This is a genomic window from Streptomyces sp. CC208A, assembly GCF_030010625.1.
In the GTDB taxonomy this organism is placed as follows: Bacteria; Actinomycetota; Actinomycetes; order Streptomycetales; family Streptomycetaceae; genus Streptomyces.
This window is the reverse complement of the sequence record NZ_JASCXN010000020.1, coordinates 45,465-66,769: the sequence shown is the minus strand read 5'-3', so window position 1 is coordinate 66,769 and position 21,305 is coordinate 45,465. Positions and strand designations below refer to the sequence as shown.

Annotated in this window: 21 protein-coding genes; 5 read left to right on the top strand and 16 right to left on the bottom strand. The window is 72.4% G+C overall.

The features are described from left to right. Positions 1-113: 113 nt before the first annotated feature. Positions 114-2,234 (bottom strand): glycogen debranching protein GlgX, encoded by a 2,121-nt coding sequence (glgX, locus tag QK442_RS21690; protein WP_282695672.1) that lies wholly within the window; start codon positions 2,232-2,234, stop codon positions 114-116. A 137-nt stretch (positions 2,235-2,371) separates the two neighbouring features. Between glgX and QK442_RS21685 the strand changes: the two genes are divergently transcribed. The 4 genes from QK442_RS21685 (at position 2,372) to QK442_RS21670 (ending at position 6,826) form a co-directional block, all read left to right on the top strand. Beyond that, positions 2,372-3,268 (top strand): Tat pathway signal sequence domain protein, encoded by an 897-nt coding sequence (locus QK442_RS21685; protein ID WP_282695671.1) that lies wholly within the window; start codon positions 2,372-2,374, stop codon positions 3,266-3,268. Positions 3,269-3,313: 45 nt separating this feature from the next. Continuing rightward, positions 3,314-4,639, top strand: coding sequence for a copper amine oxidase (locus QK442_RS21680; protein WP_282695670.1), 1,326 nt, complete (start codon positions 3,314-3,316; stop codon positions 4,637-4,639). 109 nt (positions 4,640-4,748) lie between these two features. Continuing rightward, positions 4,749-6,035, top strand: coding sequence for an SAV2148 family HEPN domain-containing protein (locus QK442_RS21675; RefSeq protein WP_282695669.1), 1,287 nt, complete (start codon positions 4,749-4,751; stop codon positions 6,033-6,035). A gap of 65 nt (positions 6,036-6,100) precedes the next feature. After that, entirely contained in the window at positions 6,101-6,826 is a 726-nt protein-coding gene (locus QK442_RS21670) for a 3'-5' exonuclease (protein ID WP_282695668.1), read from the top strand. Between the two features lie 22 nt (positions 6,827-6,848). Here the strand turns inward: QK442_RS21670 and QK442_RS21665 are convergent, their stop codons facing one another. Together QK442_RS21665 and QK442_RS21660 are read right to left on the bottom strand one after the other, a co-directional pair. Beyond that, positions 6,849-7,679 carry an alpha/beta hydrolase gene (locus QK442_RS21665; protein WP_282695667.1) on the bottom strand — a complete coding sequence of 277 codons (831 nt, stop codon included), beginning with the start codon at positions 7,677-7,679 and terminating at the stop codon, positions 6,849-6,851. Positions 7,680-7,732: 53 nt separating this feature from the next. After that, the gene (locus tag QK442_RS21660) at positions 7,733-8,590 is read right to left on the bottom strand and encodes an aminoglycoside phosphotransferase family protein (RefSeq protein WP_282695666.1); all 858 of its coding nucleotides are present in this window, start codon (positions 8,588-8,590) and stop codon (positions 7,733-7,735) included. A 196-nt stretch (positions 8,591-8,786) separates the two neighbouring features. Here QK442_RS21660 and QK442_RS21655 point away from each other — a divergent pair, with 196 nt between their 5' ends. After that, the gene (locus tag QK442_RS21655; RefSeq protein ID WP_282695665.1) at positions 8,787-9,350 is read left to right on the top strand and encodes a DUF1697 domain-containing protein; all 564 of its coding nucleotides are present in this window, start codon (positions 8,787-8,789) and stop codon (positions 9,348-9,350) included. On the opposite strand, the gene QK442_RS21650 is transcribed toward QK442_RS21655, so the two are convergent. From QK442_RS21650 to QK442_RS21595, 13 genes are all read right to left on the bottom strand, one after another. Continuing rightward, the gene (locus QK442_RS21650; RefSeq protein ID WP_282695664.1) at positions 9,347-10,096 is read right to left on the bottom strand and encodes a sirohydrochlorin chelatase; all 750 of its coding nucleotides are present in this window, start codon (positions 10,094-10,096) and stop codon (positions 9,347-9,349) included. The two genes, QK442_RS21655 and QK442_RS21650, sit on opposite strands and share 4 nt — an antisense overlap. Before the next feature lie 4 nt (positions 10,097-10,100). Then, positions 10,101-10,988: an ABC transporter permease gene (locus tag QK442_RS21645; RefSeq protein WP_282695663.1), complete on the bottom strand. Its 888-nt coding sequence runs from the start codon at positions 10,986-10,988 to the stop codon at positions 10,101-10,103. Then, positions 10,975-11,772: an ABC transporter ATP-binding protein gene (locus QK442_RS21640; protein ID WP_282695662.1), complete on the bottom strand. Its 798-nt coding sequence runs from the start codon at positions 11,770-11,772 to the stop codon at positions 10,975-10,977. The genes QK442_RS21645 and QK442_RS21640 overlap by 14 nt, the downstream gene beginning before the upstream one ends. Before the next feature lie 35 nt (positions 11,773-11,807). Next, positions 11,808-12,917, bottom strand: a complete 1,110-nt coding sequence (locus QK442_RS21635; RefSeq protein WP_282695661.1) for an aliphatic sulfonate ABC transporter substrate-binding protein — start codon at positions 12,915-12,917, stop codon at positions 11,808-11,810. 209 nt (positions 12,918-13,126) lie between these two features. After that, the gene (locus QK442_RS21630) at positions 13,127-14,470 is read right to left on the bottom strand and encodes a GTP-binding protein (protein ID WP_282695660.1); all 1,344 of its coding nucleotides are present in this window, start codon (positions 14,468-14,470) and stop codon (positions 13,127-13,129) included. Continuing rightward, the gene (cysD, locus tag QK442_RS21625; protein ID WP_282695659.1) at positions 14,470-15,405 is read right to left on the bottom strand and encodes a sulfate adenylyltransferase subunit CysD; all 936 of its coding nucleotides are present in this window, start codon (positions 15,403-15,405) and stop codon (positions 14,470-14,472) included. The genes QK442_RS21630 and cysD overlap by 1 nt, the downstream gene beginning before the upstream one ends. Then, positions 15,402-15,968: an adenylyl-sulfate kinase gene (cysC, locus tag QK442_RS21620; protein ID WP_282695658.1), complete on the bottom strand. Its 567-nt coding sequence runs from the start codon at positions 15,966-15,968 to the stop codon at positions 15,402-15,404. Before cysC ends, cysD begins: the two co-directional genes overlap by 4 nt. Beyond that, positions 15,968-16,684, bottom strand: coding sequence for a phosphoadenylyl-sulfate reductase (locus tag QK442_RS21615; protein ID WP_282695657.1), 717 nt, complete (start codon positions 16,682-16,684; stop codon positions 15,968-15,970). Before QK442_RS21615 ends, cysC begins: the two co-directional genes overlap by 1 nt. After that, on the bottom strand, positions 16,681-16,860 hold the full coding sequence (locus tag QK442_RS21610; protein ID WP_282695656.1) for a hypothetical protein: 180 nt from the start codon (positions 16,858-16,860) through the stop codon (positions 16,681-16,683). Before QK442_RS21610 ends, QK442_RS21615 begins: the two co-directional genes overlap by 4 nt. Beyond that, positions 16,857-18,554 (bottom strand): nitrite/sulfite reductase, encoded by a 1,698-nt coding sequence (locus QK442_RS21605; protein WP_282695655.1) that lies wholly within the window; start codon positions 18,552-18,554, stop codon positions 16,857-16,859. Before QK442_RS21605 ends, QK442_RS21610 begins: the two co-directional genes overlap by 4 nt. A gap of 126 nt (positions 18,555-18,680) precedes the next feature. Further along, positions 18,681-18,764, bottom strand: coding sequence for a putative leader peptide (locus QK442_RS36375; RefSeq protein WP_311136957.1), 84 nt, complete (start codon positions 18,762-18,764; stop codon positions 18,681-18,683). A gap of 153 nt (positions 18,765-18,917) precedes the next feature. Then, on the bottom strand, positions 18,918-19,487 hold the full coding sequence (locus QK442_RS21600) for a GNAT family N-acetyltransferase (RefSeq protein WP_282695654.1): 570 nt from the start codon (positions 19,485-19,487) through the stop codon (positions 18,918-18,920). A gap of 162 nt (positions 19,488-19,649) precedes the next feature. Continuing rightward, on the bottom strand, positions 19,650-20,942 hold the full coding sequence (locus QK442_RS21595; protein WP_282695653.1) for a helix-turn-helix domain-containing protein: 1,293 nt from the start codon (positions 20,940-20,942) through the stop codon (positions 19,650-19,652). Positions 20,943-21,305: the final 363 nt, after the last annotated feature.

Sequence of the window (21,305 nt, the reverse complement as noted above, 5' to 3'; positions counted from 1 at the left end):
CCGTTCGGGTGCATCACCCCGTTTCCGCCCGGCGCCGTCGGGGCCGCCGCGCCCCGACCGGCCGCGCCCTCCCTCGCCCGTACGGGTGACGGAGGGCGCGGCCGGCGGACGGCTCAGGCCGGCCGGCGCAGCACCGTCAGGCTCAGCGGCGCGAGGGTGACGCGCTCCCCGGCCGCGATCTCCGGGCCCTCCTGCGGCGGCATGCCCTCCGGATCGGAGGTGTCCACCACCGTGCGCCAGCACCGCCCGTGGCTGTCCGGCACCGCGAACTCCAGCTCCTGGGAAGAGGCGTTGAACATCAGCAGGAAGGAGTCGTCGGCGATCCGCTCGCCCTGCGGCCCCGGTTCGGAGATCGCGTTGCCGTTGAGGAAGACGGTCAGCGCCCGGGCGTGCGCGGCCTGCCAGTCCCGGGCCTTCATCTCCTCGCCCTCCGGCGTGAACCAGGCGATGTCGGTGAGCTCGTCGTGGGTGCCCTCCACCGGCCGGCCGTGGAAGAAGCGGCGGCGCCGGAAGACCGGGTGCTCGCGCCGGAGCCGTACCATCGCCCGGGTGAAGCGCAGCAGGACGGCCTCCGCCTCGCTGTCCTCCTTCGGCCAGTGCACCCAGGAGAGCTCGTCGTCCTGGCAGTAGGCGTTGTTGTTGCCGCCCTGGGTGCGGCCGAACTCGTCGCCGTGGCTGAGCATCGGCACGCCCTGGGAGAGCATCAGGGTGGCGAGGAAGTTGCGCATCTGCCGGGCCCGCAGCTCGATGATCCCGACGTCGTCGGTGTCGCCCTCCGCCCCGCAGTTCCAGGAGCGGTTGTAGCTCTCGCCGTCCCGGTTGCCCTCCCCGTTGGCCTCGTTGTGCTTCTCGTTGTACGAGACGAGGTCGCGCAGGGTGAAACCGTCGTGGCAGGTCACGAAGTTGACCGAGGCGAGCGGCCGGCGGCCGTCGTCCTGGTACAGGTCGGAGGAGCCGGTCAGCCGGGAGGCGAACTCGGCGAGCGTGCGCGGCTCGCCCCGCCACAGGTCCCGCACGCAGTCCCGGTACTTGCCGTTCCACTCGGTCCACAGCGGCGGGAAGTTGCCCACCTGGTAGCCGCCCTCGCCGACGTCCCACGGCTCGGCGATCAGCTTCACCTGGCTCACCACCGGGTCCTGCTGCACCAGGTCGAAGAAGGACGACAGCCGGTCCACCTCGTGGAACTGGCGGGCCAGGGTGGCCGCCAGGTCGAAACGGAAGCCGTCCACGTGCATCTCGGTCACCCAGTACCGCAGACTGTCCATGATCATCTGGAGGACGTGCGGGGACCGCATGAGGAGCGAGTTCCCGGTGCCGGTGGTGTCCATGTAGTACCGGGGGTCGTCGGCGAGCCGGTAGTACGAGGGGTTGTCCAGGCCGCGGAAGGAGAGCGTCGGGCCCAGGTGGTTGCCCTCGGCGGTGTGGTTGTAGACGACGTCGAGGATGACCTCGATCCCCGCCTGGTGCAGCGCCCGCACCGCCGACTTGAACTCCAGGACCTGCTGGCCCCGGTCGCCCCAGGAAGCGTACGCGTTGTGCGGGGCGAAGAAGCCGATCGTGTTGTAGCCCCAGTAGTTCGAGAGCCCCGCGTCGGACAGACGGTGGTCGTTCACGAACTGGTGGACGGGCATCAGTTCGAGGGCGGTCACGCCCAGTTCCTTCAGATGGCCGATCACCGACGGGTGCGCGAGCCCCGCGTAGGTGCCCCGCAGCTCCTCCGGAAGGTCCGGGTGGAGCATCGTCAGGCCCTTCACATGGGCCTCGTAGATCACCGTGTGGTGGTACTCGGTGCGCGGCCGCCGGTCGTCGCCCCAGTCGAAGTACGGGTTCACCACCACCGAGGTCATCGTGTGCGGGGCGGAGTCCAGGTCGTTGCGCGCGTCGGGCCGCCCGAAGGGGTACCCGTACACCGCCTCGCTCCAGGCGATCGTGCCCGACATCGCCCGCGCGTACGGGTCGAGGAGGAGTTTCGCCGGATTGCAGCGCAGGCCGCGCTCCGGCGCGTACGGCCCGTGCACCCGGAAGCCGTACCGCTGCCCGGGCATCACGCCCGGCAGGTACGCGTGGCGGACGAAGGCGTCCGTCTCGCGCAGTTCGACGGACGTCTCCGTGCCGTCGTCGTCGATGAGACACAGTTCGATGCGGTGCGCCGCCTCCGAGAAGACCGCGAAGTTGGTGCCCGCTCCGTCATAGGTGGCGCCCAAGGGGTACGCCTGTCCCGGCCAGACCTGCATGGGTATGAATCTTCCTCTTCTGTCCGGGTTCCGGTGTGCTCTTCGGCCAGATCCTGCCCGAAAGAGGCGCAACCTCACAGGAACTCGCCCCGTCCTACCGGGTGACCGCATGCCAAGCGGGGGATAGAGGGGGAAATGTGTACGAAATAGTGCGCCGTCACCTGGGGAAGGTGATGGCCGGAGCGGCCATGGCGGTGACCGGGACCGCCGCCGCGGTCGCGATCAGCCTGCCGGGCCAGGCCGGAGCGGACGACACGCCGTCCGGCGCCGCCGCCCCCGGCGCGTCCGGCCCGTCCCGGCCCGGCGGAACCGCCGGGACCCAGGGGGTGCAGGGGACGGACGGGGCGCAGGAGGCGCAGGGGACCGGCGGCGCCGACGGTGCGGCCGGGACGGGCGGCCAAGGGGCCGTACCCGCCCCCGCCACCGTCCTCCCGGCCGCCGCCGAGGACAGCCGGGGCACCGGCACCGATCCGCTCACCGACGCCGAACTGGACCGGGCCCGGAGCCTCGCGCTCGCCCCGGCCGACACCGCGGCCCGCCAGGACGTCGACGGCGACCGCGGCCGGCCCCAGCACCTCGGCACCGAACTCGCCGACCCGGAACCCGGCCGGGAGGGCGTCCGCCGCGCCCAGGTCCGCTTCTACGACTACGCCCGCGACGAACTCATCACCCGGACGGTCGACCTGACCACCGGGAAGATCGAGGCCGGCACCACCCGGCGCGGCGTGCAGCCCTCCGCCCACCCCGAGGAGCTGCGCACCGCCCTGGAACTCATCCTCGCGAGCCCGCTCGGCGGCGGCGTGAAGGAGGACTACCGGGACGCCACCGGCAAGGAACTGAAGAGCGCCGACCAGCTCTGGTTCAACGGCGACGTCTACCGCACCTACCGGGAGAAGAACGTCCCCGAGGCGCTCTCCCGCTGCGGCGAGCACCGCTGCGTCCGGCTCGTCACCAAGGTCCGCGACGGGGCCTGGATCGACACCCGGAACCTGATCGTCGACCTCTCCGCCAGGAACGTCGTCCGTGTCGGCTGACCACCGCCGCCCGCCGTTCCCCACCCACCCAAGGAGCACACCCGCATGACCATCCGGCACCACCGGCGAGCCAGGGGGATCCTCGCCGCCGCCGCGGCCACCGCCGTCCTCGGCACCACCGCCGCCGCGGCCCCGGCCTCCGGCGCCCCCGCCTTCCCGAACCCGCCCGGCCCCCTGCCCACCGCCGCGCCCCCGCCGCCCGTCACGCCCGTCTGCTCGGCCGCGTACCGCATCACCCGGAAGCTCGAGGGCGGCGCCACCTGGGACATGTGCTGGCGCTACAGCACCGACGCGGGACTGATCCTCGACCGCGTCACCTACCAGCCGCCCGGCGGCGCCCCCGTCCGCGTCCTCACCACCGCCCGGCTCGCCCAGATCCACGTGCCGTACGACGACGGCGGCGCCGAGTACGACGACCTCACCGGCGCCGGCTTCGGCTGGGGCCTGCAGAACCTCAAGCCCGCCGAATGCCCCGGCGGCACCCTCTCCACCGTCAAGGTGCCCGAGGTCGGCCAGGTCAAGGGCCTGTGCACCACCACCCGGGCTCGCGGCCACGCCTACCGCATGGCCGCCGACAGCGGCTCCGGCGTCTACCAGACCCAGGCCAAGGACCTGCTCGTCTACACCGTCAACAAGGTCGGCTGGTACGAGTACATCTCCGAATGGCGCTTCTCCTCCGACGGCACCATCGGCGCCAACGTCGGCGCCACCGGCAGCCTCTCGCCCGTCGACTACAACGCCACCGACGGCCGCGGCTGGCCCCTCGGCAAGGGCGCCCGCGGCTACGCCACCAGCCACGCCCACAACGTCTTCTGGAAGCTCGACTTCGGCCTCGACGGCGGCAAGGACCGCATCGAGCAGTACGACTCCACCGTCACCCCGCCCGCCCGCGGCGGCAGTCCCACCGTCAAGACCAGGCGCACCGCCGTCACCAAGGAACTCGCCGGCGACGCCAAGAACATGCGCTGGTGGCGGGTGGTCAGCGGCAGGGGCAAGAACGCCGACGGCCACGCCCGCAGCTACGAGATCGTCCCCGGCCACACCGACACCCACGCCGGCCGCCCCTTCACCAAGCACGACGTCTACTTCACCCAGGCCCGCGCCTGCGAGCAGTACGCCAGCAACAACATCGGCAACTGCGCCGCCAACGCCGGTGACAGCGTGGACAAATGGGTCAACGGGGAGACTCTGACCAAACCGACCGTGTGGGTCAACATCGGGTTCCACCACATCGCCCGTGACGAGGACCAGCAGCCCATGCCCGTCCACTGGCAGGGCTTCCAGCTCGCCCCCAGGGACGTGACCGCTATGAATCCGCTCACTCCGCCCGCTCTCGCCTCCCAGAACGGACAGCCTCGCACCGAGAGTTGAGCAAACGGCCGACCGATCCTGCTGCACCGCCTCCCGCTCGCGGAGTACCCTTCCTTGATCTTGTCGGAAGAATCGGAACGGACGTCCGGGAGCAGAAGGCGGTGCGCGGGTGAGCTCGGGAGGCCTTGAGCTGCCCCCAGGTGACGCGGGTCACGAGGGGGAACCGGCCGACTCCGGGGAGGCGCCGCCCGGAGCGGCCCTGCCCCCGGAGACGGCCAACCCGCCCGGCGCGGTCCCCGTGGTCCGCCCGGTGGAGATCGGAGCCGAACTCGACTGGGGCGCCGAGGCGTGGAGCGAGGTCCGCACCCGCGCCCAGCGCGCCGGCCGCGCCTACATCTGGCTCAACCTCGTCGAGCAGCGGATGCGGGCCGTCGTCGCCGCCGTCCTGCGGCCCGTCTACGAGCCCGTGCACGGCGACGAATGGACCGTCGCCGCGGCAGGACCGGCCGGCCAGGAATGGGTCCGCCGCGCCGTCGCCGTCCGCGAGGTCTCCCGCCGCAAGGGCTACCTCCTCGACCCCGCCGACGACAACGTCCTCTCCTTCCTCACCCTGCCCCAGCTCCGCGAGCTGATGGTGCAGCACTGGCCCTGCTTCGAGCCCTACTTCGACGACCGGCGCGAGGTCGAACTCGCCCTCGACGAACTGGAGGTGACCCGCAACGTCGTCTCCCGCAACCGGGCCCTCTCGCCCACCGTCCTCGCCCAGGCCGAACGGGCCTCCGCCCGCATCCTGGAGATCCTCGGCGGCGGCGCCGGCGTCCCCTCCGCCGACCGGCTCCCCGTCGACGCCGTCGAGGACCTCGTCGGCGACCGGTACGCCGACGTCGTCTCCGTCCACCCCGACCGCGTCCGGCTCCAGCGCCAGCTGCCCGCGGAGGACCTCTTCGGCGGCGCCCGCCGCCTCGACGCCACCGGCATAGGCCTGAACCTGCTCGTCCAGAACTTCTCCGGCCGCCGCATGGTCCGCCTCGCCGAGTCCGGCTGCCGGATACGGCTGCTCTTCCTCAACCCGGCCAGCAGCGCCGTCAAGCGCCGCGAGCGGGAGCTCGGCATCAAGAAGGGCGAGCTGAGCCGCTCCGTCGAGATGAACATCCTGCACATGCGCCGGGTCCGCTCCAAGCTCCGCGACCCCGACGCCTTCCAGATCCACGTCTTCGACGAGACCCCCCGCTTCACCGCCTACCTCGTCGACGGCGACGGACCCGACGGCGTCGGCGTCGTCCAGTCCTACCTCCGCAGGGCCCGCGGCATGGAGGCCCCCGTCCTGGTGCTGCGCGGCGGCGGCCGGACCGTCGTCCGGCACGGACAGCGCGACCCCCACGGCGAGCACGGACTCTTCGAGACGTACCGTGAGGAGTTCGAGTCGGTCTGGCTCGATTCCCGCCCGGTCTCCTGACGCCGTTGTCAGTGGCCCGTGCGAGGGTGGTGACACCACGGGGGAGATCACACAAGGAGGACCCGATGGCCTGGCACGGGGAACCACTGGTCGGCTTCGACCTGGAGACCACCGGTACCGATCCGCTGGAAGCCCGCATCGTGACGGCCTGCGTCGTCGGCTTCCACGGCGGGCGGGTGGTCCGGCAGCGCGACTGGCTCGCCGACCCCGGCGTCCCCATCCCCGAGCCCGCCACGGCCATCCACGGCATCAGCAGCGAGCGGGCCGCCGCCGAGGGCAGACCGGCACCCGAGGTCGCCGACGAGATCGCCGAGACCCTGACCGGGTACTGGAGACAGGGCGTCCCGGTCGTCGCGTACAACGCCTCCTTCGACCTCACCCTCCTCGCCGCCGAGCTCCGCCGCCACGGCCTGCCCTCCCTGGAGGAGCGGCTCGGCGGCACCGGCATCGGCCCCGTCGTCGACCCGTACACCATCGACCGGGCCGTCGACCGCTACCGGCGCGGCAAGCGGACCCTGGAAGCCGTCTGCCGGGAGTACGGCGTCGTGCTCGACGCCGCCCACCAGGCCTCCGCCGACGCCCTCGCGGCCGTCCGCGTCGCCGTCGCGATAGCCGAGCGGCACCCGAGGGTCGCCGAGCTCACCCCGGACGAACTGCACCGGCGGCAGATCGACTGGTACCGCGCCTGGGCCGAGAACTTCCAGGCCTTCCTGCGCCGCAAGGGAGACGAAGACGCCGTCGTCGACCCCGTGTGGCCGCTGCGCGGCCGGCCGGCGGCCGTCACCTCCTGACCGGAGGAGCGGGGGGCACAGGTCAGACGTGCTCCTTCAGGAAGGACAGCAGCAGCTCGTTCACGGTCTCCGGCCGGTCCAGCTGGAGCCAGTGCCCGGCCTCCTCGACCCGCTCGTACCGCCACGGGCCGCCGGTCAGCCCGCCCGTCCGCTCCATCGAGCGCTCGGTGAGGAAGCGGTCACCGGTCGACCAGACGCCCATCACCGGGACCGTCCCCGGCAGCGGCGGCACCGGAAGGTCCGGGCCGAACAGGAGCTCCGGCGAGGCGGCCGCCCGGTAGATGTTCAGCGCGGCCGTCAGCGCGCCGGGCGCGCGCAGCGGCTCGATCACGGACTCCGCGTCCGGGTGCTCGGCCAGCATCTCGCGCAGCTGCGCGAAGTCGTCCCGCGCCAGCCACTCCTCCGCCACCCCGGCGAACTGGAACAGCAGCATGTACCAGGAGCGCTGCCTCTGCTCCCAGCCCGCCTCCCGGATCGCCGCCGGGTGCCCCACCGACAGCAGGCTCAGGCTCCGCACCCGGTCCGGCACCACCGACGCGAGGCCCTGGGCGACGGCCGAGCCCCAGTCGTGGCCGACCAGATGGAAGCGGTCGACCTCCAGCCGGGCCAGCAGTTCGAGCAGGTCGCCGACGTGCTTGGCCGGGTGGTACGCCTCCGGGCCGCCCTCCGGACGGTCCGAGCCGCCGAAACCGCGCAGGGTCGGGGCGACCGTACGGAACCCGGCCGCGTTCAGCGCCGGGACCTGACGGCGCCACAGGGCATGGCTGTCGGGGAAGCCGTGGAGCAGCAGGACCACCGGTCCCTCGCCGCTCGCCTCGACGTCCAGCGTCACCTCGGACAGCTCCACGCGCATCACAACACCCCGTTCCCGTCTGCCGGTTCGACAGGGATCATGATGTCAGCGGGTCAGAACGGATACCAGCGGACCTCGGGGTCGCCGTCCCGCAGTGACGCCACCCGCCGCTCGAATTCGGCCAGCGCCTTCGGGTTGTGCGGCGCGTGCTGGGCCACCCAGGCGCAGCTCGCGGTCTCCCGCGCCCCGCGCAGCACCGCGCACCCCTCCCACTCCCGCACGTCCCAGCCGTACGCCTCGGTGAAGGCGTCGTAGGCCGCCGGGTCCAGGCCGTACCGGTCCCGGGAGAGCGCCAGGACCACCAGGTCGTGCTCCCGCAGGTCGGAGGAGAAGGTCTCCAGGTCCATCAGGACCGGCCCGTCCGGGCCCACCCGCACATTGCGCGGCAGGGCGTCGCCGTGGATCGGGCCCGGCGCCAGGTGCGGGGTGAGCGCGGCGGCCGCCGGGGCGAAGGAGTCCCGCCGCTCCCGCAGGAAGGCCGCGTCCTCCGGCGCGATCGCGTCCCCGGCCAGCCGCAGCCAGCGCTCCACCCCGCCGAGCAGTTCGCGCCGGGGCAGGACGAACTCCGTCGGCTCGGGCAGCGCGTGCACGGCCGTGAGGAGCGGCGCCAGATCACACGGCTCGGCGGGGCGGACCGGCTCCGGCAGCGGGCGCCAGAAGGTGAGCGGATGCCCCTCGACCAGCCGCGGCTCCTCCTCCGCCGCCCGTACCGCAGGGATCCCGGCCCCGGCGAGCCGGCCGGCCAGCGCCACCTCCCGCCGCGCCCGCTCGAACAGCTCGGCGGACCGGCCCACCTTGACGACCAGGCCGGCCACGGCGAAGACCGCGTTCTCGCCCAGGGCGAGGAGCCGCACCCCGTCGGCCGGCAGCCCCGCCGCGGCCAGGATCTCCCGTGCCCTCGCCTCGTCCATCACTCTCTCCCTACCCGGTGGTACGTGTGTGCCGGAAGTCTCCCACCCCTGGCAGCACCCCCCGGCATTAAGAAACCTTGTTCAATAAGTCACAGATGAGTGAAGGGCCTTCCGTTCGCCGCCCTCCATCGGGAAGGGTTCGATCCAGCCACCGCGCCGCCCCCCACGAGGCGCGGTGGCGCCCTAAGGTGGCCGCATGGCGACGTACGCGCTCCTCCTCCGCGGCATCAACGTGAGCGGCCACCGCAAGCTCCCCATGGCCGAATTGCGCGCACTCCTCGAAGCCCTCGGACACCGCGGCGCACGGACCTACCTCCAGAGCGGGAACGCCGTCTTCACCACCGAACCGGGCAGCCCCGAGCACGTGCTCGCCGCCGCGATCGAGGAGGCGATCGAGCAGCGGTTCGGCTTCCGCTGCGACTGCCTCGTCCGCGACGGCGCCTATCTCGCCGCCGTCGCCGAGGCCTGCCCCTTCCCCGCCGACGAGCTGGAGGGGAAGCAACTGCACGCCGTCTACTACTCCGCCCCCGTCACCCCCGACCGCTTCGCCGCCGTCGACGCCGGGACCTACGCCCCCGAGGCCTTCGCCCTCGGCGACCGGGTGATGTACCTCTACACGCCCGACGGCCTCGGCCGCTCCAAGCTCGCCGAGGCCGTCATGAAGCCGTCCCTGAACAAGGGCCTGGTGGCCACCGCCCGCAACTGGAACACGGTCCGCAAGCTGGTGGAGATGACCGCCGGCCAGGACGTGTCCGGCTAGCCGGCCGCGACCGCCACCCGCTCCGGGGCGCGGACCGCCTCCGCGTACCGCTCCACCAGGAGCCGGGCCAGTTCGGGGGAGGGGCCGAGGACGCCGGCCAGGACGTCGGCGTCCGCCGCGCCGGCCGCGATGCGGTCCGGGAGGCGGCCCGGGGCGATGACGTAGGGGGCCACCGCCACCCGGCGGACGCCGGGTTCGGCGCGCAGCGCCCGTACCGCCTCCTCGGTGCGCGGGAGGGATGCGGAGGCGAACGCGGGTCGCACGGAGCACCAACCGGTGCGCCGCAGCTCCCGCGCCGTTTCTGCGATCGCCGCGATCGCCTCCGGGTCGGTGGAGCCCGCCGAGGCCAGGACGACCCCGGTGGCGCTCTTGTCGCCGGGCCCGAGCCCGGCCTCGTACAGGCGCCGTTCCACCGTCGCGAGCAGCAGCGGGGACGGGCCCAGGACCTCCGCCTGCCGGATCCGCAGGGAGGCGGGGGCCTGGCGCAGGACGGCGGGGATGTCGGCCTTCGCGTGGAAGGCCCGGGTCAGCAGCAGCGGCAGCGCCATCACGTCCCGTACCCCCTCGGCGGCGAGCCGGTCCAGGACCCCCGCCACCGACGGCAGGTTGAAGTCCAGGAACGCGGTCTCCACCCGCAGCCCCGGCCGCAGCGCGCCGGCCCGGCGCACCAGGGCCTGGACGGTCGCGGCGTGCCGCGGGTCGCGGCTGCCGTGCGCGATCACGAGGAGGGCAGGGGGCGTACGCATGGGGTCAGGCCTTCACGAGCAGGCCGCGGCGGCGGAGCACCGCGCGCTCAAGGGGGCTGAAGACGAGCAGGTCGATGGCGACGCCGACGAGCAGGATGAGGAGGATCGCGAGGAAGATCCCCGGCATGTCGAAGTTGTTGCGGCCGTTCTCCAGGAGCTGGCCGAGGCCGAGGCCCAGGTCGGGGGAGGAGGCGATGATCTCGGCGGCCATCAGGGAGCGCCAGGAGAACGCCCAGCCCTGCTTCAGACCGGCGAGGTAGCCGGGCAGGGCGGCGGGCATCACGATGTGCCAGGCGCCCTTGAGGCCGGTCGCGCCGAGCGTCCGCCCGGCGCGCAGGAAGAGCGGGGGGACCTGGTCGACGCCGGCCACCAGGCCGTTGGCGATGGAGGGGACGGCGCCGAGCAGGATCACCGCGAACATCATGGAGTCGTTCAGGCCGAGCCACAGCACCGCGGGCGCCACCCAGGCGACCGACGGCAGCGACTGCAGGCCGGAGAGGATCGGGCCGATCGCCGTGCGGACCACGCCCACCCGGGCGACGAGCAGCCCCAGCGGGGTGCCGATCGCCAGGGCGAGCAGGAAGCCGAGGAGGGCCCGGGAGACGCTGGTCCACAGCACCCCGAAGAGGGTGCCCTCCAGCCACATCGTCGCCAGGCTGTCCCAGACCGCCCCGGGCGAGGGCAGCTTGCCGGCGTCGGCGACCTCCAGGGTGACGAGCAGCTGCCAGACCGCGAGGACGAGCACGATCGCCAGGACCGGCGGCAGGACCTTCTTCAGGAGGACCTCGCGCACCGGCGTGCGGTGCGTCTGCACGCTGTCCAGGGCGTCCAGACCCGCCTCCAGACCGGCGAGGTCGTCGGTCTTCGTCTCCTTCGTCTCAGTGCTGGCCATGGCGGCGGATCTCCCCACGCAGTTCTTCGGTGATCTCCAGGGACAGTTCCGCCACGGCGGCGTCCTCGATGCGGCGCGGCTGCGGGATGTCGATGGTCCACTCCCGGGCGATCCGGCCGGGCCGGGACGAGAGCAGCACCACGCGCTCGGCGAGCCGCACGGCCTCGCGCACGTTGTGGGTGACGAAGAGGACGGAGAGGTTCGTCTCCCGCCAGATCCGGGTCAGTTCGTCGTGCAGGACGTCGCGGGTGATGGCGTCGAGCGCGGCGAACGGCTCGTCCATCAGGAGCAGGTCGCCGGCCTGGGCGAGCGCGCGGGCCATGGCGACGCGCTGGCGCATGCCGCCGGACAGTTCGTGGACCCGCTTGCCGTACGAGCCGGAGAGCCGGACCAGTTCGAGCAGCCGCTCGGCCTCGGGGCGGCGCTCGGCCTTCGGCACGCCGCGCAGCTTCAGCGCCAGCTCGATGTTCTTGCCGGCGGTCAGCCACGGGAAGAGGGCGTGCTCCTGGAACATCAGGGCCGGTCGGCCGCCGGGGGTCTCGATGGTTCCCGCGGACGGCCGGTCGAGCCCCGCGACCAGGTTGAGCAGGGTGGACTTGCCGCAGCCCGAGGCGCCCAGGAGGGTGACGAACTCACCCGGTGCGACATCGAGCGAGATGTCGTCGAGGACGAGCTGCCCGCCGGCGGGTCCGCCGAAGGACTTCGAGACGTGCGTGATGCGCGCGGCGTGGCCGGCGGTGGACACGCGGTCCTCGGCCTTGGCGAGCGTGGTGGTCGTGGCCATGGTCGTCACCTCCTGTGGGATCGGCTGGGGGTCGGTTACTTGATGCCGAGGCCGGCGTCGGAGACCTCCGGCTCGCCCTCGGCCTTGAGGACCTTGTTGAGCGGCTTCAGGTCGTAGATGCCCTTGAGGTCGGGCTCTTGGAGGAGACCGGCCTTCACCGCGTGGCCGGCCTGCGCCCGGAGGGTGGCGGCCAGCGGGTCGTCGGTGAACCGGATGGACGGCCAGGCGCCGTCGATCACCCGCTCGGGCAGCGGCTTGCCGGACAGCTCCTTCAGCTTCGCGTTGGCACTGGCCTTGGCCTCGTCCGGGTGGGCGTTGATCCAGGCGTTGGTCTTCACCGAGCCGCGCAGCACGGCCTCCACCACGTCCGGGTGCTTCTTCAGGAACTTCTGGGACACGATGATGTTGGTGATGACGAACTTCTTGTCCGGCCACAGCTCGGTCTCGTCGAGGAGGACCTTCGCGCCCTCGGCGACGAGCTTCGACGCGGTCGGCTCGGGGACCCAGGCGCCGTCGACAGCGCCCGACTTGTAGGCGTCCGGGGTCACCTTGTTGTCGGTGCGGAAGACGGAGACGTCGCCCTTGCCGCTCTGGCTGTCGACCGTCCAGCCCTGCTCGGAGATCCAGTTGAGGAAGGCCACGTCCTGGGTGTTGCCGAGCTGCGGGGTCGCGATCCGCTTGCCCTTCACGTCGGCCAGGGTCCTGATCTTCTCCGGGTTCACCACCAGCTTCACCCCGCCGGAGGCGGCGCCGCCGACGATGCGGAGGCCGGTGCCCTGGGACCGGATGTAGCCGTTGACGGCCGGCGAGGGGCCGATGAAGCCGATGTCGATCGAGCCCGCGTTGAGCGCCTCGATCTCGGTGGGGCCCGCGTTGAAGACGGAGGTCTTCAGGACGGTGCCGCCCAACTCCTTCTGAAAGATGCCCTCCTGGTCGCCGACGAGGGCGGTGGCGTGCGTCAGGTTGGGGAAGTACCCGAGCCGTACGGTGTCGGCGGAGAGCTTCTCGCCCGTCGCCGCCACCTTCTCCCCGTCCTTCTTGGCCTGGGAGCCGTAGCCGCAGGACGCGAGCGCCCCGATCAGCAGCGGCAGCGCGGCGGCTGCCGCGAGGCCGCGGCGCAGGGTGGTGCGGATGGTGGCAGGCACGGGAGTGGTTCCCCTCGGTTCAGCTTCTGCGCGGAGCGCGTCTATGTCGGTGGCGTACGGGGTGGAACGGCATCGCGCCGCAGGGGCGCACGGCGGTCAGCGCGCACATCGCGCGACACCTCCTCTGCCCGCGCCGAGGGTGCCGGAGCCGACCCGGCCGCCTTCCTTCGCGAAGGCGCCGTAGAAGTCCTGAGTCTTCCGAGTCATCGTCAGAAGTCCCAGCCGTCTTCGTCGTCGGCGGCCGTGACGGCCTTGGCGGTGGCGAAGGACTCGCCCGCCATGCCCGCCGCGAGCGTGGTGCCGTCGGCCGGGTCGATCAGCAGGAACGAACCGGTGCGGCGGGAGTCGGCGTACGCGTCGAGCGCCAGCGGCTCCGCGGTGCGGACCTTCACCCGGCCGATGTCGTTGGCGACCAGCTGTCCGGGCTCCGGGTGCTGGGAGAGGTCGTCCAGGGTGAGCCGGGACGGGATCTCCTTGACGATCGCCTTGACCGTGCGGGTGGTGTGCTTGAGCAGCACCCGCTGGCCGACGGTGAGCGGCTGGTCCGCCACGTGGCAGACGGTCGCCTCGACGTCCTGGCTGGTGGCCGGGGCGTCGGCGCTCGGGGCGAGCAGGTCGCCGCGCGAGATGTCGATGTCGTCGGCGAGCCGGATGGTCACCGACTGCGGCGCCCAGGCGATGTCGACGGACTCCCCGAGCGCGTCGATCGCGGTGATCGTGGAGGTCTTCCCGGAGGGCAGGACGGTGACCTGCTCGCCGACCCGGAAGGCACCGGCCGCGATCTGGCCCGCGTAGCCCCGGTAGTCGGGGTGCTCGGCGGTCTGCGGGCGGATCACGTACTGCACGGGGAAGCGGGCGTGGCAGGCCGTCAGATCGTGGCTGACCGGCACGGTCTCCAGGTGCTCCAGGACGGTCGGGCCGCCGTACCAGTCCATGTTCGCGGACGGCTCCACCACGTTGTCACCGGCGAGCGCCGAGATCGGGATCGCGGTGATCTCCGGGACGCCGAGCTCGGAGGCGTACGTGGTGAACTCCTCGGCGATCGCGGCGAAGACGGACTCCCGGTAGTCGACCAGGTCCATCTTGTTCACCGCGAGCACCACGTGCGGGACGCGCAGGAGCGCGGCGACGGCGGCGTGCCGGCGGGTCTGCTCGACGACGCCGTTGCGGGCGTCGACCAGGACCACGGCCAGCTCGGCCGTCGAGGCGCCGGTGACCATGTTCCGGGTGTACTGCACGTGCCCCGGGGTGTCGGCGAGGATGAACCGCCGGCGCGGGGTCGCGAAGTAGCGGTACGCCACGTCGATGGTGATGCCCTGCTCCCGTTCGGCGCGCAGGCCGTCGGTGAGCAGCGCCAGGTCGGGGGCCTCCTGGCCGCGCGAGCGGGAGGCGTGCTCGACGGCCTCCAGCTGGTCGGCGAGGACCGACTTGGAGTCGTGCAGGAGCCGGCCCACCAGGGTGGACTTGCCGTCGTCGACGGAGCCGGCGGTGGCGAAGCGCAGCAGGGTGGTGGCGGCCAGCTCGGCGGCCGGCTGCTCGATGGACGTGCTCATTAGAAGTACCCTTCGCGCTTGCGGTCTTCCATCGCGGCCTCGGACAGCTTGTCGTCGGCCCGGGTGGCGCCCCGCTCGGTGAGCCGGGAGGCGGCGATCTCGGCGATGACGGCGTCCAGCGTGGTGGCGTCGGAGTCCACCGCGCCGGTGCAGGACATGTCGCCGACCGTGCGGTAGCGGATGAGCCGCTTCTCGACGGTCTCGGTGTCCTTCGGGCCGCCCCACTCGCCGGCGGTCAGCCACATGCCGTTGCGGGCGAACACCTCGCGCTCGTGGGCGAAGTAGATCTCCGGCAGGGCGATGCCCTCGCGCTGGATGTACTGCCACACGTCCAGCTCGGTCCAGTTGGAGAGCGGGAAGACCCGGACGTGCTCGCCGGGGGCGTGCCGGCCGTTGTACAGCTGCCACAGCTCGGGCCGCTGACGGCGCGGGTCCCACTGCGAGAACTCGTCGCGGAGGCTGAACACCCGCTCCTTGGCGCGGGCCTTCTCCTCGTCGCGCCGGCCGCCGCCGAAGACCGCGTCGAAGCGGTGCTGCTGGATCGCCTCGGTCAGCGGGACGGTCTGCAGCGGGTTGCGGGTGCCGTCGGGGCGCTCGCGGAGCTTGCCGGCGTCGATGTACTCCTGCACGGAGGCGACGTGGAGGCGCAGCCCGTGCTCGGCGACCACGCGGTCGCGGTACTCGATGACCTCGGGGAAGTTGTGCCCGGTGTCGACGTGGAGCAGCGAGAAGGGGACCGCCGCGGGGGCGAACGCCTTCAGCGCCAGGTGCAGCATGACGATGGAGTCCTTGCCGCCGGAGAAGAGGATCACCGGCCGCTCGAACTCGCCCGCCACCTCACGGAAGATGTGGACGGCCTCCGACTCCAGCGAGTCGAGGTGCGACAGCGCGAACGGGCTGTCGGTCTCATGGACATGGGAGACGGTGGTGGTCACAGCAGACCCCTCTCGGTGAGCAGCGCGTGCAGCTGCGCCGCGGACTCCTGCACGGTCTGGTTCTGGGACTCGATCCGCAGATCGGGCGCCTCGGGGGCCTCGTACGGGTCGTCGACGCCGGTCAGGCCGGAGATCTCGCCCGCCGCCTGCTTGGCGTACAGGCCCTTGACGTCACGGACCGAGCAGACCTCGACCGGCGTGGCCACGTGGACCTCGACGAAGGCGGTGCCCTCGGCGAGGTGCCGCTTGCGGACCGCCTCGCGGCTGTCGGCGTACGGGGCGATGACCGGCACGAGCACGGTCACGCCGTGCGAGGCGAGCAGCTCGGCGACGAAGCCGATCCGCTGCACGTTGGTGAACCGGTCCTCGCGGGAGAAGCCGAGGCCCGCGGAGAGGAACTCGCGGATCTCGTCGCCGTCGAGGATCTCGACGCGGCGGCCCTCCTCGCGCAGCCGGCCGGCCAGCTCGTAGGCGATCGTGGTCTTGCCGGCGCTCGGCAGGCCGGTGAGCCAGACGGTGGCACCGGTCACGGGGGTCTCCAGGGGGGTGTCGGGGGTGGTCATCAGCCGTGCAGCCCGCATTCGGTCTTGGCGCGTCCGGCCCAGCGGCCGGCCCGGGCGTCCTCGCCCTCCAGGACCCGGCGGGTGCAGGGGGCGCAGCCGACGGAGGCGTAACCGTCCATGAGGAGCGGGTTGGTGAGGACCCCGTGCTCCGTCACGTACGCGTCGACGTCGTCCTGGCTCCAGCGGGCGATCGGCGAGATCTTGACCTTCCGCCGCTTCTCGTCCCAGCCGACGACCGGGGTCTTCGCCCGGGTGGGGGACTCGTCGCGGCGCAGGCCGGTCGCCCACGCGGTGTACGCGGTCAGGCCCTCTTCCAGCGGCTTGACCTTGCGCAGCGCGCAGCACAGGTCGGGGTCGCGGTCGTGCAGTCTCGGCCCGTACTCGGCGTCCTGCTCGGCCACCGTCCGACGCGGGGTCAGGGTGATGACGTTGACGTCCATGACGGCCTCGACGGCGTCACGGGTGCCGATCGTCTCCTCGAAGTGGTAGCCGGTGTCGAGGAAGACGACGTCCACGCCGGGCATGGCGCGGGAGGCGAGGTGGGCGACGACCGCGTCCTCCATGGAGGAGGTGACGCAGAAGCGGTCGCCGAAGGTGGCGGCGGCCCACTGGAGGATCTCCAGGGCGGAGGCGTTCTCCAGGTCACGGCCGGCCTGCTCGGCGAGCGCCTTCAGCTCGGCTTCGGTGGTCTCCTCGGTGACCTGAGCGACCGTCATGCTTCTTCCCCTCCCGTGGTGTCGGCCGAAGTCGCCGGGGCGAGCAGCCCCAGGAACTTCAGCTGGAAGGCCCGGCTGCACGCGGCGCATTCCCAGGCACCGTGACCCTGCTCGTTGGGGCGCAGGTCCTCGTCTCCGCAGTAGGGGCAGAAGAACGGCGCGGCGCGCTCGCTCACGACAGGGCCTCCTCGGACGCCCTGGCCGCCCAGGCCGCGAAGCGCTCGCCGTCGGCGCGCTCCGCCTGGTAGCGGGTGAGGACCCGCTCGACGTAGTCGGGCAGTTCGGCCGCCGTGACCTTGAGGCCGCGGACCTTGCGGCCGAAGCCGGCCTCCAGGCCGAGGGCACCGCCGAGGTGGACCTGGTAGCCCTCCACGCGGTTGCCCTCGTCGTCCAGGACCAGCTGGCCCTTGAGGCCGATGTCCGCGACCTGGATGCGGGCGCAGGCGTTCGGGCAGCCGTTGATGTTGATCGTCAGCGGCTCGTCGAACTCCGGGAGGCGGCGCTCCAGTTCGTCGATGAGCGAGGAGCCGCGGCCCTTCGTCTCGACGATGGCGAGCTTGCAGAACTCGATGCCGGTGCAGGCCATCGTGCCGCGCCGGAACGGGGACGGCGTGACCCGCAGGTCCAGCGCCTCCAGGGCCGCGACGAGCGAGTCGACCTGCGCCTCCTCGATGTCGAGGACGAGCATCTTCTGCTCGGCGGTGGTGCGGACCCGGCCGGAGCCGTGGGCCTCGGCGATCGCGGCGATCTTGGTGAGGGTGGGGCCGTCCACACGGCCGACGCGCGGGGCGAAGCCGACGTAGAAGTTGCCGTCCTTCTGGCGGTGCACGCCGACGTGGTCGCGCCAGCGGCCGGCCGGCTCTGCGGGCGCGGGGCCGTCGGTCAGCTTCCGCTTCAGGTACTCGTCCTCCAGGACCTGGCGGAACTTCTCCGCGCCCCAGTCGGCGACGAGGAACTTCAGGCGGGCGCGGTTGCGCAGCCGGCGGTAGCCGTAGTCGCGGAAGATCGAGATGACGCCCTCGTAGACGTCGGGAACCTCGTCCAGGGAGACCCAGGTGCCCAGGCGGACGCCGAGCTTGGGGTTGGTGGAGAGGCCGCCGCCGACCCAGACGTCGAAGCCGGGGCCGTGCTCCGGGTGGACGACGCCGACGAAGGAGATGTCGTTGATCTCGTGCGCCACGTCGAGCAGCGGCGAGCCGGAGACGGCGGACTTGAACTTGCGGGGCAGGTTGGAGAAGTCCTTGTTGCCGACGATCCGCCGCTGGATCTCGTCGATGGCGGGGGTGCCGTCGATGATCTCGTCGGCGGCGATGCCGGCCACCGGCGAGCCGAGGATGACACGCGGGGTGTCACCGCACGCCTCGGTGGTGGAGAGGCCGACCGCCTCCAGGCGGTTCCAGATCTCGGGGACGTCCTCGATGCGGATCCAGTGGAACTGGACGTTCTGCCGGTCCGTGATGTCGGCGGTGCCGCGGGCGAACTCCTCCGAGATCTCGCCGATCACCCGGAGCTGCCGGGTGGTCAGCCGGCCGCCGTCGATGCGGACGCGGAGCATGAAGAACTCGTCGTCCAGCTCCTCCGGCTCCAGAACACCGGTCTTGGTGCCGTCCAGGCCCTGCCGGCGCTGGGTGTAGAGACCCCACCAGCGCATGCGTCCGCGCAGGTCGTTGGGGTCGATGGAGTCGAACCCGCGCTTCGAGTAGATCGTCTCAATACGTGTCCGTACATTGAGACCGTCGTCGTCCTTCTTGAACTGCTCATTGCCGTTCAGCGGGGTGAAGTGCCCCGCGGCCCACTGGCCCTCGCCACGGTGGCGCCCGGTCTTGCGGCGGGCGGCGGCGGGAGTGGGGTTTTCCGGGGTGGCGGCCATGGCGTCTTGTCCTTCGGGACTGCGGGAGGGCGGCTCTGACCTGCACACTCGCGCGCAGAACAGAGAGTGGCGCGGCGGTGCGCAGCAGGGGTCGGGCAGGAGGGATGTGCGGCAGTGCTGGCTTGTTCAGCGCGCCGGACAGATGGCGCTGGACATGCGGCCGAGGTCGACGTGCCGCCGACTCACCAAGGCAGTTCCAGTTCCAGGCATGGCGGAAGCGTGTCACGGGACTTTGGACCCAGTCCAGCAACGTCCGTTATGTGGACAGGAAAGTCTCATAGCACGAGACAGTGTGGTCTGGGTCACGCGGAAAGGGCCCTGATCGGGACGATCAGGGCCCTTTCACGGCGAACCGACGGGAGGTCAGGCGTGCGCGCCGGGCCACGGCCCCGGCGTCCCGCCCTCCTCGGCCGTCTCCACCTTGGTGTCGAAGAGGCGGAAACCGCGGCGCTCGTAGTTGGCCATCGCGTGCGGGCCGTCGAGCGAGCAGGTGTGCAGCCACACCCGCTTCGTCGGCTCCCGGTCCGGCCAGCGCTCGGCCAGGTCCCAGGCGCGCCGGACGCCCTCGGTGAGCAGGTGGCCGCCGATGCCCCGGCCCCGGAAGGCGGGGATCAGGCCGAAGTAGACGATCTCGACGACCCCGTCCTCCTGCGGGTCGAACTCCACGTACCCGGCCGGCGTCCCCCGGTCGTACGCCACCCAGACCTCGGCGCCCGGCTTCTCCGCTATCTCCTTCCACTGCTTGTACGTGAGCGGCAGCCGGTCGGCCCAGTGGATGTCACCGCCGACCGCGGTGTAGAGGAAGCGGCTGAACTCGGCGGACGGGACCTCGGCCCGGCGGACGACGACGTCCCCGCCCTCGGGGGCTCGGGCCGGACGCAGGTCGTCGGGCGAGGTCTGTTCCAGGGACCAGGTGGTGAGAGTGATGCTCATGCCTTCTATCGCATCATGCGGAGCGCGGGATTCCCAGAGCGGTCCGGTTCCCCTGGGCCCTCCGGTCCTCCCGGGCCCTCCGGTCCTCCCGGCTCCTCCGGTCCTCCCGGGCCCTCCAACCCTCCCGCCGGACGGGCTGTCCAACATGTGGACAGCTCCGCCTCAGACCCGGCTGCCCGCCCGGATCGCCGGGGCCGCCGAGTGGGGCAGGAGGTCGGCCGGGTCCTCCGGGCGCCGCACCTCCACCGCGATCTCCTCGCGGAAGCGGTACGGGCGGTGGGCGAGGACCCCCGCGAGGGTGCGGCGCACCCGGGACATCTCGGCCCGGACCGTCACCGTCCTCGTCCGGTCCCCGAACACGTCCTCCGCCAGATCGGCCGCCGTCCGCCCATCCGGGTGCAGCGCGAGCAGATAGAGCAGCTCCGCGTGGCGCGGGCTCAGCTCCTGCTGCCAGCTCCCCGCCGCCCCCGAGACCGCCACCGTCCAGCGGCGCGGCCGTCTCAGGTCCAGCACCACCCGGCTCGCCGCCCCCGACTCCGTACCGGCCGGCGCGGTGTCCTCCTCGACCCGCAGCAGCCAGCCGCCGGGCAGCGGCTCCACCGTGCACAGGCCCAGCGACGGCAGCCACACCCGGCCGGCGCCCAGCCCCTTCGGCAGCGCGATCCGGTCCATCGGCGCGAGCCCCGTCACCGCCGCCGTCCAGCCGTGGACGTCCACGGCGACGGCCCGCCCGCCCACCCGGCACAGGATCGGCGCGGCCACCGCCCGCAGCCGCTCGACCGAGCCCCGGTGCCGCTCGCGCAGCTCGGCCTCGGCGAGCCGGGCGACCGAGCCGACGAGCGCCAGCATCGAGGGGTGGAAGGTGGAGGCCGGGCCGCTCACGTCCAGGACGCCGAGCAGCCGCCCGTCCCGGGGGTCGTGGACGGGCGCCGCCGCGCAGGTCCAGTTGTGCAGCGTGTGCACGTAGTGCTCGGCGGAGTGGACCTGCACCGCCTGCCGGGTGGCGAGCGCGGTGCCGACCGCGTTGGTGCCGGTGGCGTGCTCCGTCCAGGCCGCCCCCTCCTCCAGGCAGATCCCGTTCGCCTGCCGCATCACCCCGCGGTGGCCCTCCCGCCACAGCACCCGGCCGTGCTCGTCGGTGACCACCATGATCTGGAGCGAGGCGTCGGCGATCCCGGCGAGGCCGGAGCTGAGGGTCTGCATCACCTCGGCGAGCAGGGTGGAGCGCCGCCGGTGCTCCAGCTCGTCGCGGCGCAGCAGCACGCTGCTGGTGCCCTGGTCGGGGTCGAGGCCGAGCCGGGCCATCCGCCGCCAGGAGGCGTCGATCTCGGGGCGGGGGGCGATCGGCGGCGTCCGCCCCGCCAGGGTCTCCTCGCGGACGCGGTGCAGGAGACGGGCCGCCTGAACGGCGTCCATGGTGGACAGCCGTTTCATGTCGAGCCGTGTGTTGTTCATCGGTTCCTCCCCGCCACCCGGTGTGCTGTATCGGTTCTGCAGATGTCCGGGCGGATGACCGGAGTCTCATGAGCGCCGTACGGCCCCGTTCGGGGGATCGTCCCCGGCCGCGGCGTGCGGTGTCGCGGTGTCGCGGGTCCATCGTGCCGTCCCGGAGCCCTCCGTGGAGCCCGGTTCGGGTAATCCTGCAACCCTTTGCAACTCTGGCCCCGTCCCGCCCCCCTGGGTGAGGGTGGTGACGGCGGGCGGTGGTGCCGTGTCGGCGCAGCACCACCCCCGCCTTCCGCGCGTGCCGGCCCCCCGCCCCACCCCCGTGGGACGCCCGGCCCACCCCTGGTACGCGCGGCCAGACCTCCGGCGGCC

Excerpts from the sequence above, each read along its gene's own strand:
- glgX (WP_282695672.1), bottom strand. The coding sequence starts at position 2,234 with ATGCAGGTCTGGCCGGGACAGGCGTACCCCTTGGGCGCCACCTATGAC.
- QK442_RS21680 (WP_282695670.1), top strand. The coding sequence starts at position 3,314 with ATGACCATCCGGCACCACCGGCGAGCCAGGGGGATCCTCGCCGCCGCC.
- QK442_RS21670 (WP_282695668.1), top strand. The coding sequence starts at position 6,101 with ATGGCCTGGCACGGGGAACCACTGGTCGGCTTCGACCTGGAGACCACC.
- QK442_RS21665 (WP_282695667.1), bottom strand. The coding sequence starts at position 7,679 with ATGCGCGTGGAGCTGTCCGAGGTGACGCTGGACGTCGAGGCGAGCGGC.
- QK442_RS21660 (WP_282695666.1), bottom strand. The coding sequence starts at position 8,590 with ATGGACGAGGCGAGGGCACGGGAGATCCTGGCCGCGGCGGGGCTGCCG.
- QK442_RS21655 (WP_282695665.1), top strand. The coding sequence starts at position 8,787 with ATGGCGACGTACGCGCTCCTCCTCCGCGGCATCAACGTGAGCGGCCAC.
- QK442_RS21650 (WP_282695664.1), bottom strand. The coding sequence starts at position 10,096 with ATGCGTACGCCCCCTGCCCTCCTCGTGATCGCGCACGGCAGCCGCGAC.
- QK442_RS21645 (WP_282695663.1), bottom strand. The coding sequence starts at position 10,988 with ATGGCCAGCACTGAGACGAAGGAGACGAAGACCGACGACCTCGCCGGT.
- QK442_RS21640 (WP_282695662.1), bottom strand. The coding sequence starts at position 11,772 with ATGGCCACGACCACCACGCTCGCCAAGGCCGAGGACCGCGTGTCCACC.
- QK442_RS21630 (WP_282695660.1), bottom strand. The coding sequence starts at position 14,470 with ATGAGCACGTCCATCGAGCAGCCGGCCGCCGAGCTGGCCGCCACCACC.
- cysC (WP_282695658.1), bottom strand. The coding sequence starts at position 15,968 with ATGACCACCCCCGACACCCCCCTGGAGACCCCCGTGACCGGTGCCACC.
- QK442_RS21615 (WP_282695657.1), bottom strand. The coding sequence starts at position 16,684 with ATGACGGTCGCTCAGGTCACCGAGGAGACCACCGAAGCCGAGCTGAAG.
- QK442_RS21605 (WP_282695655.1), bottom strand. The coding sequence starts at position 18,554 with ATGGCCGCCACCCCGGAAAACCCCACTCCCGCCGCCGCCCGCCGCAAG.
- QK442_RS36375 (WP_311136957.1), bottom strand. The coding sequence starts at position 18,764 with ATGCCTGGAACTGGAACTGCCTTGGTGAGTCGGCGGCACGTCGACCTC.
- QK442_RS21600 (WP_282695654.1), bottom strand. The coding sequence starts at position 19,487 with ATGAGCATCACTCTCACCACCTGGTCCCTGGAACAGACCTCGCCCGAC.
- QK442_RS21595 (WP_282695653.1), bottom strand. The coding sequence starts at position 20,942 with ATGAACAACACACGGCTCGACATGAAACGGCTGTCCACCATGGACGCC.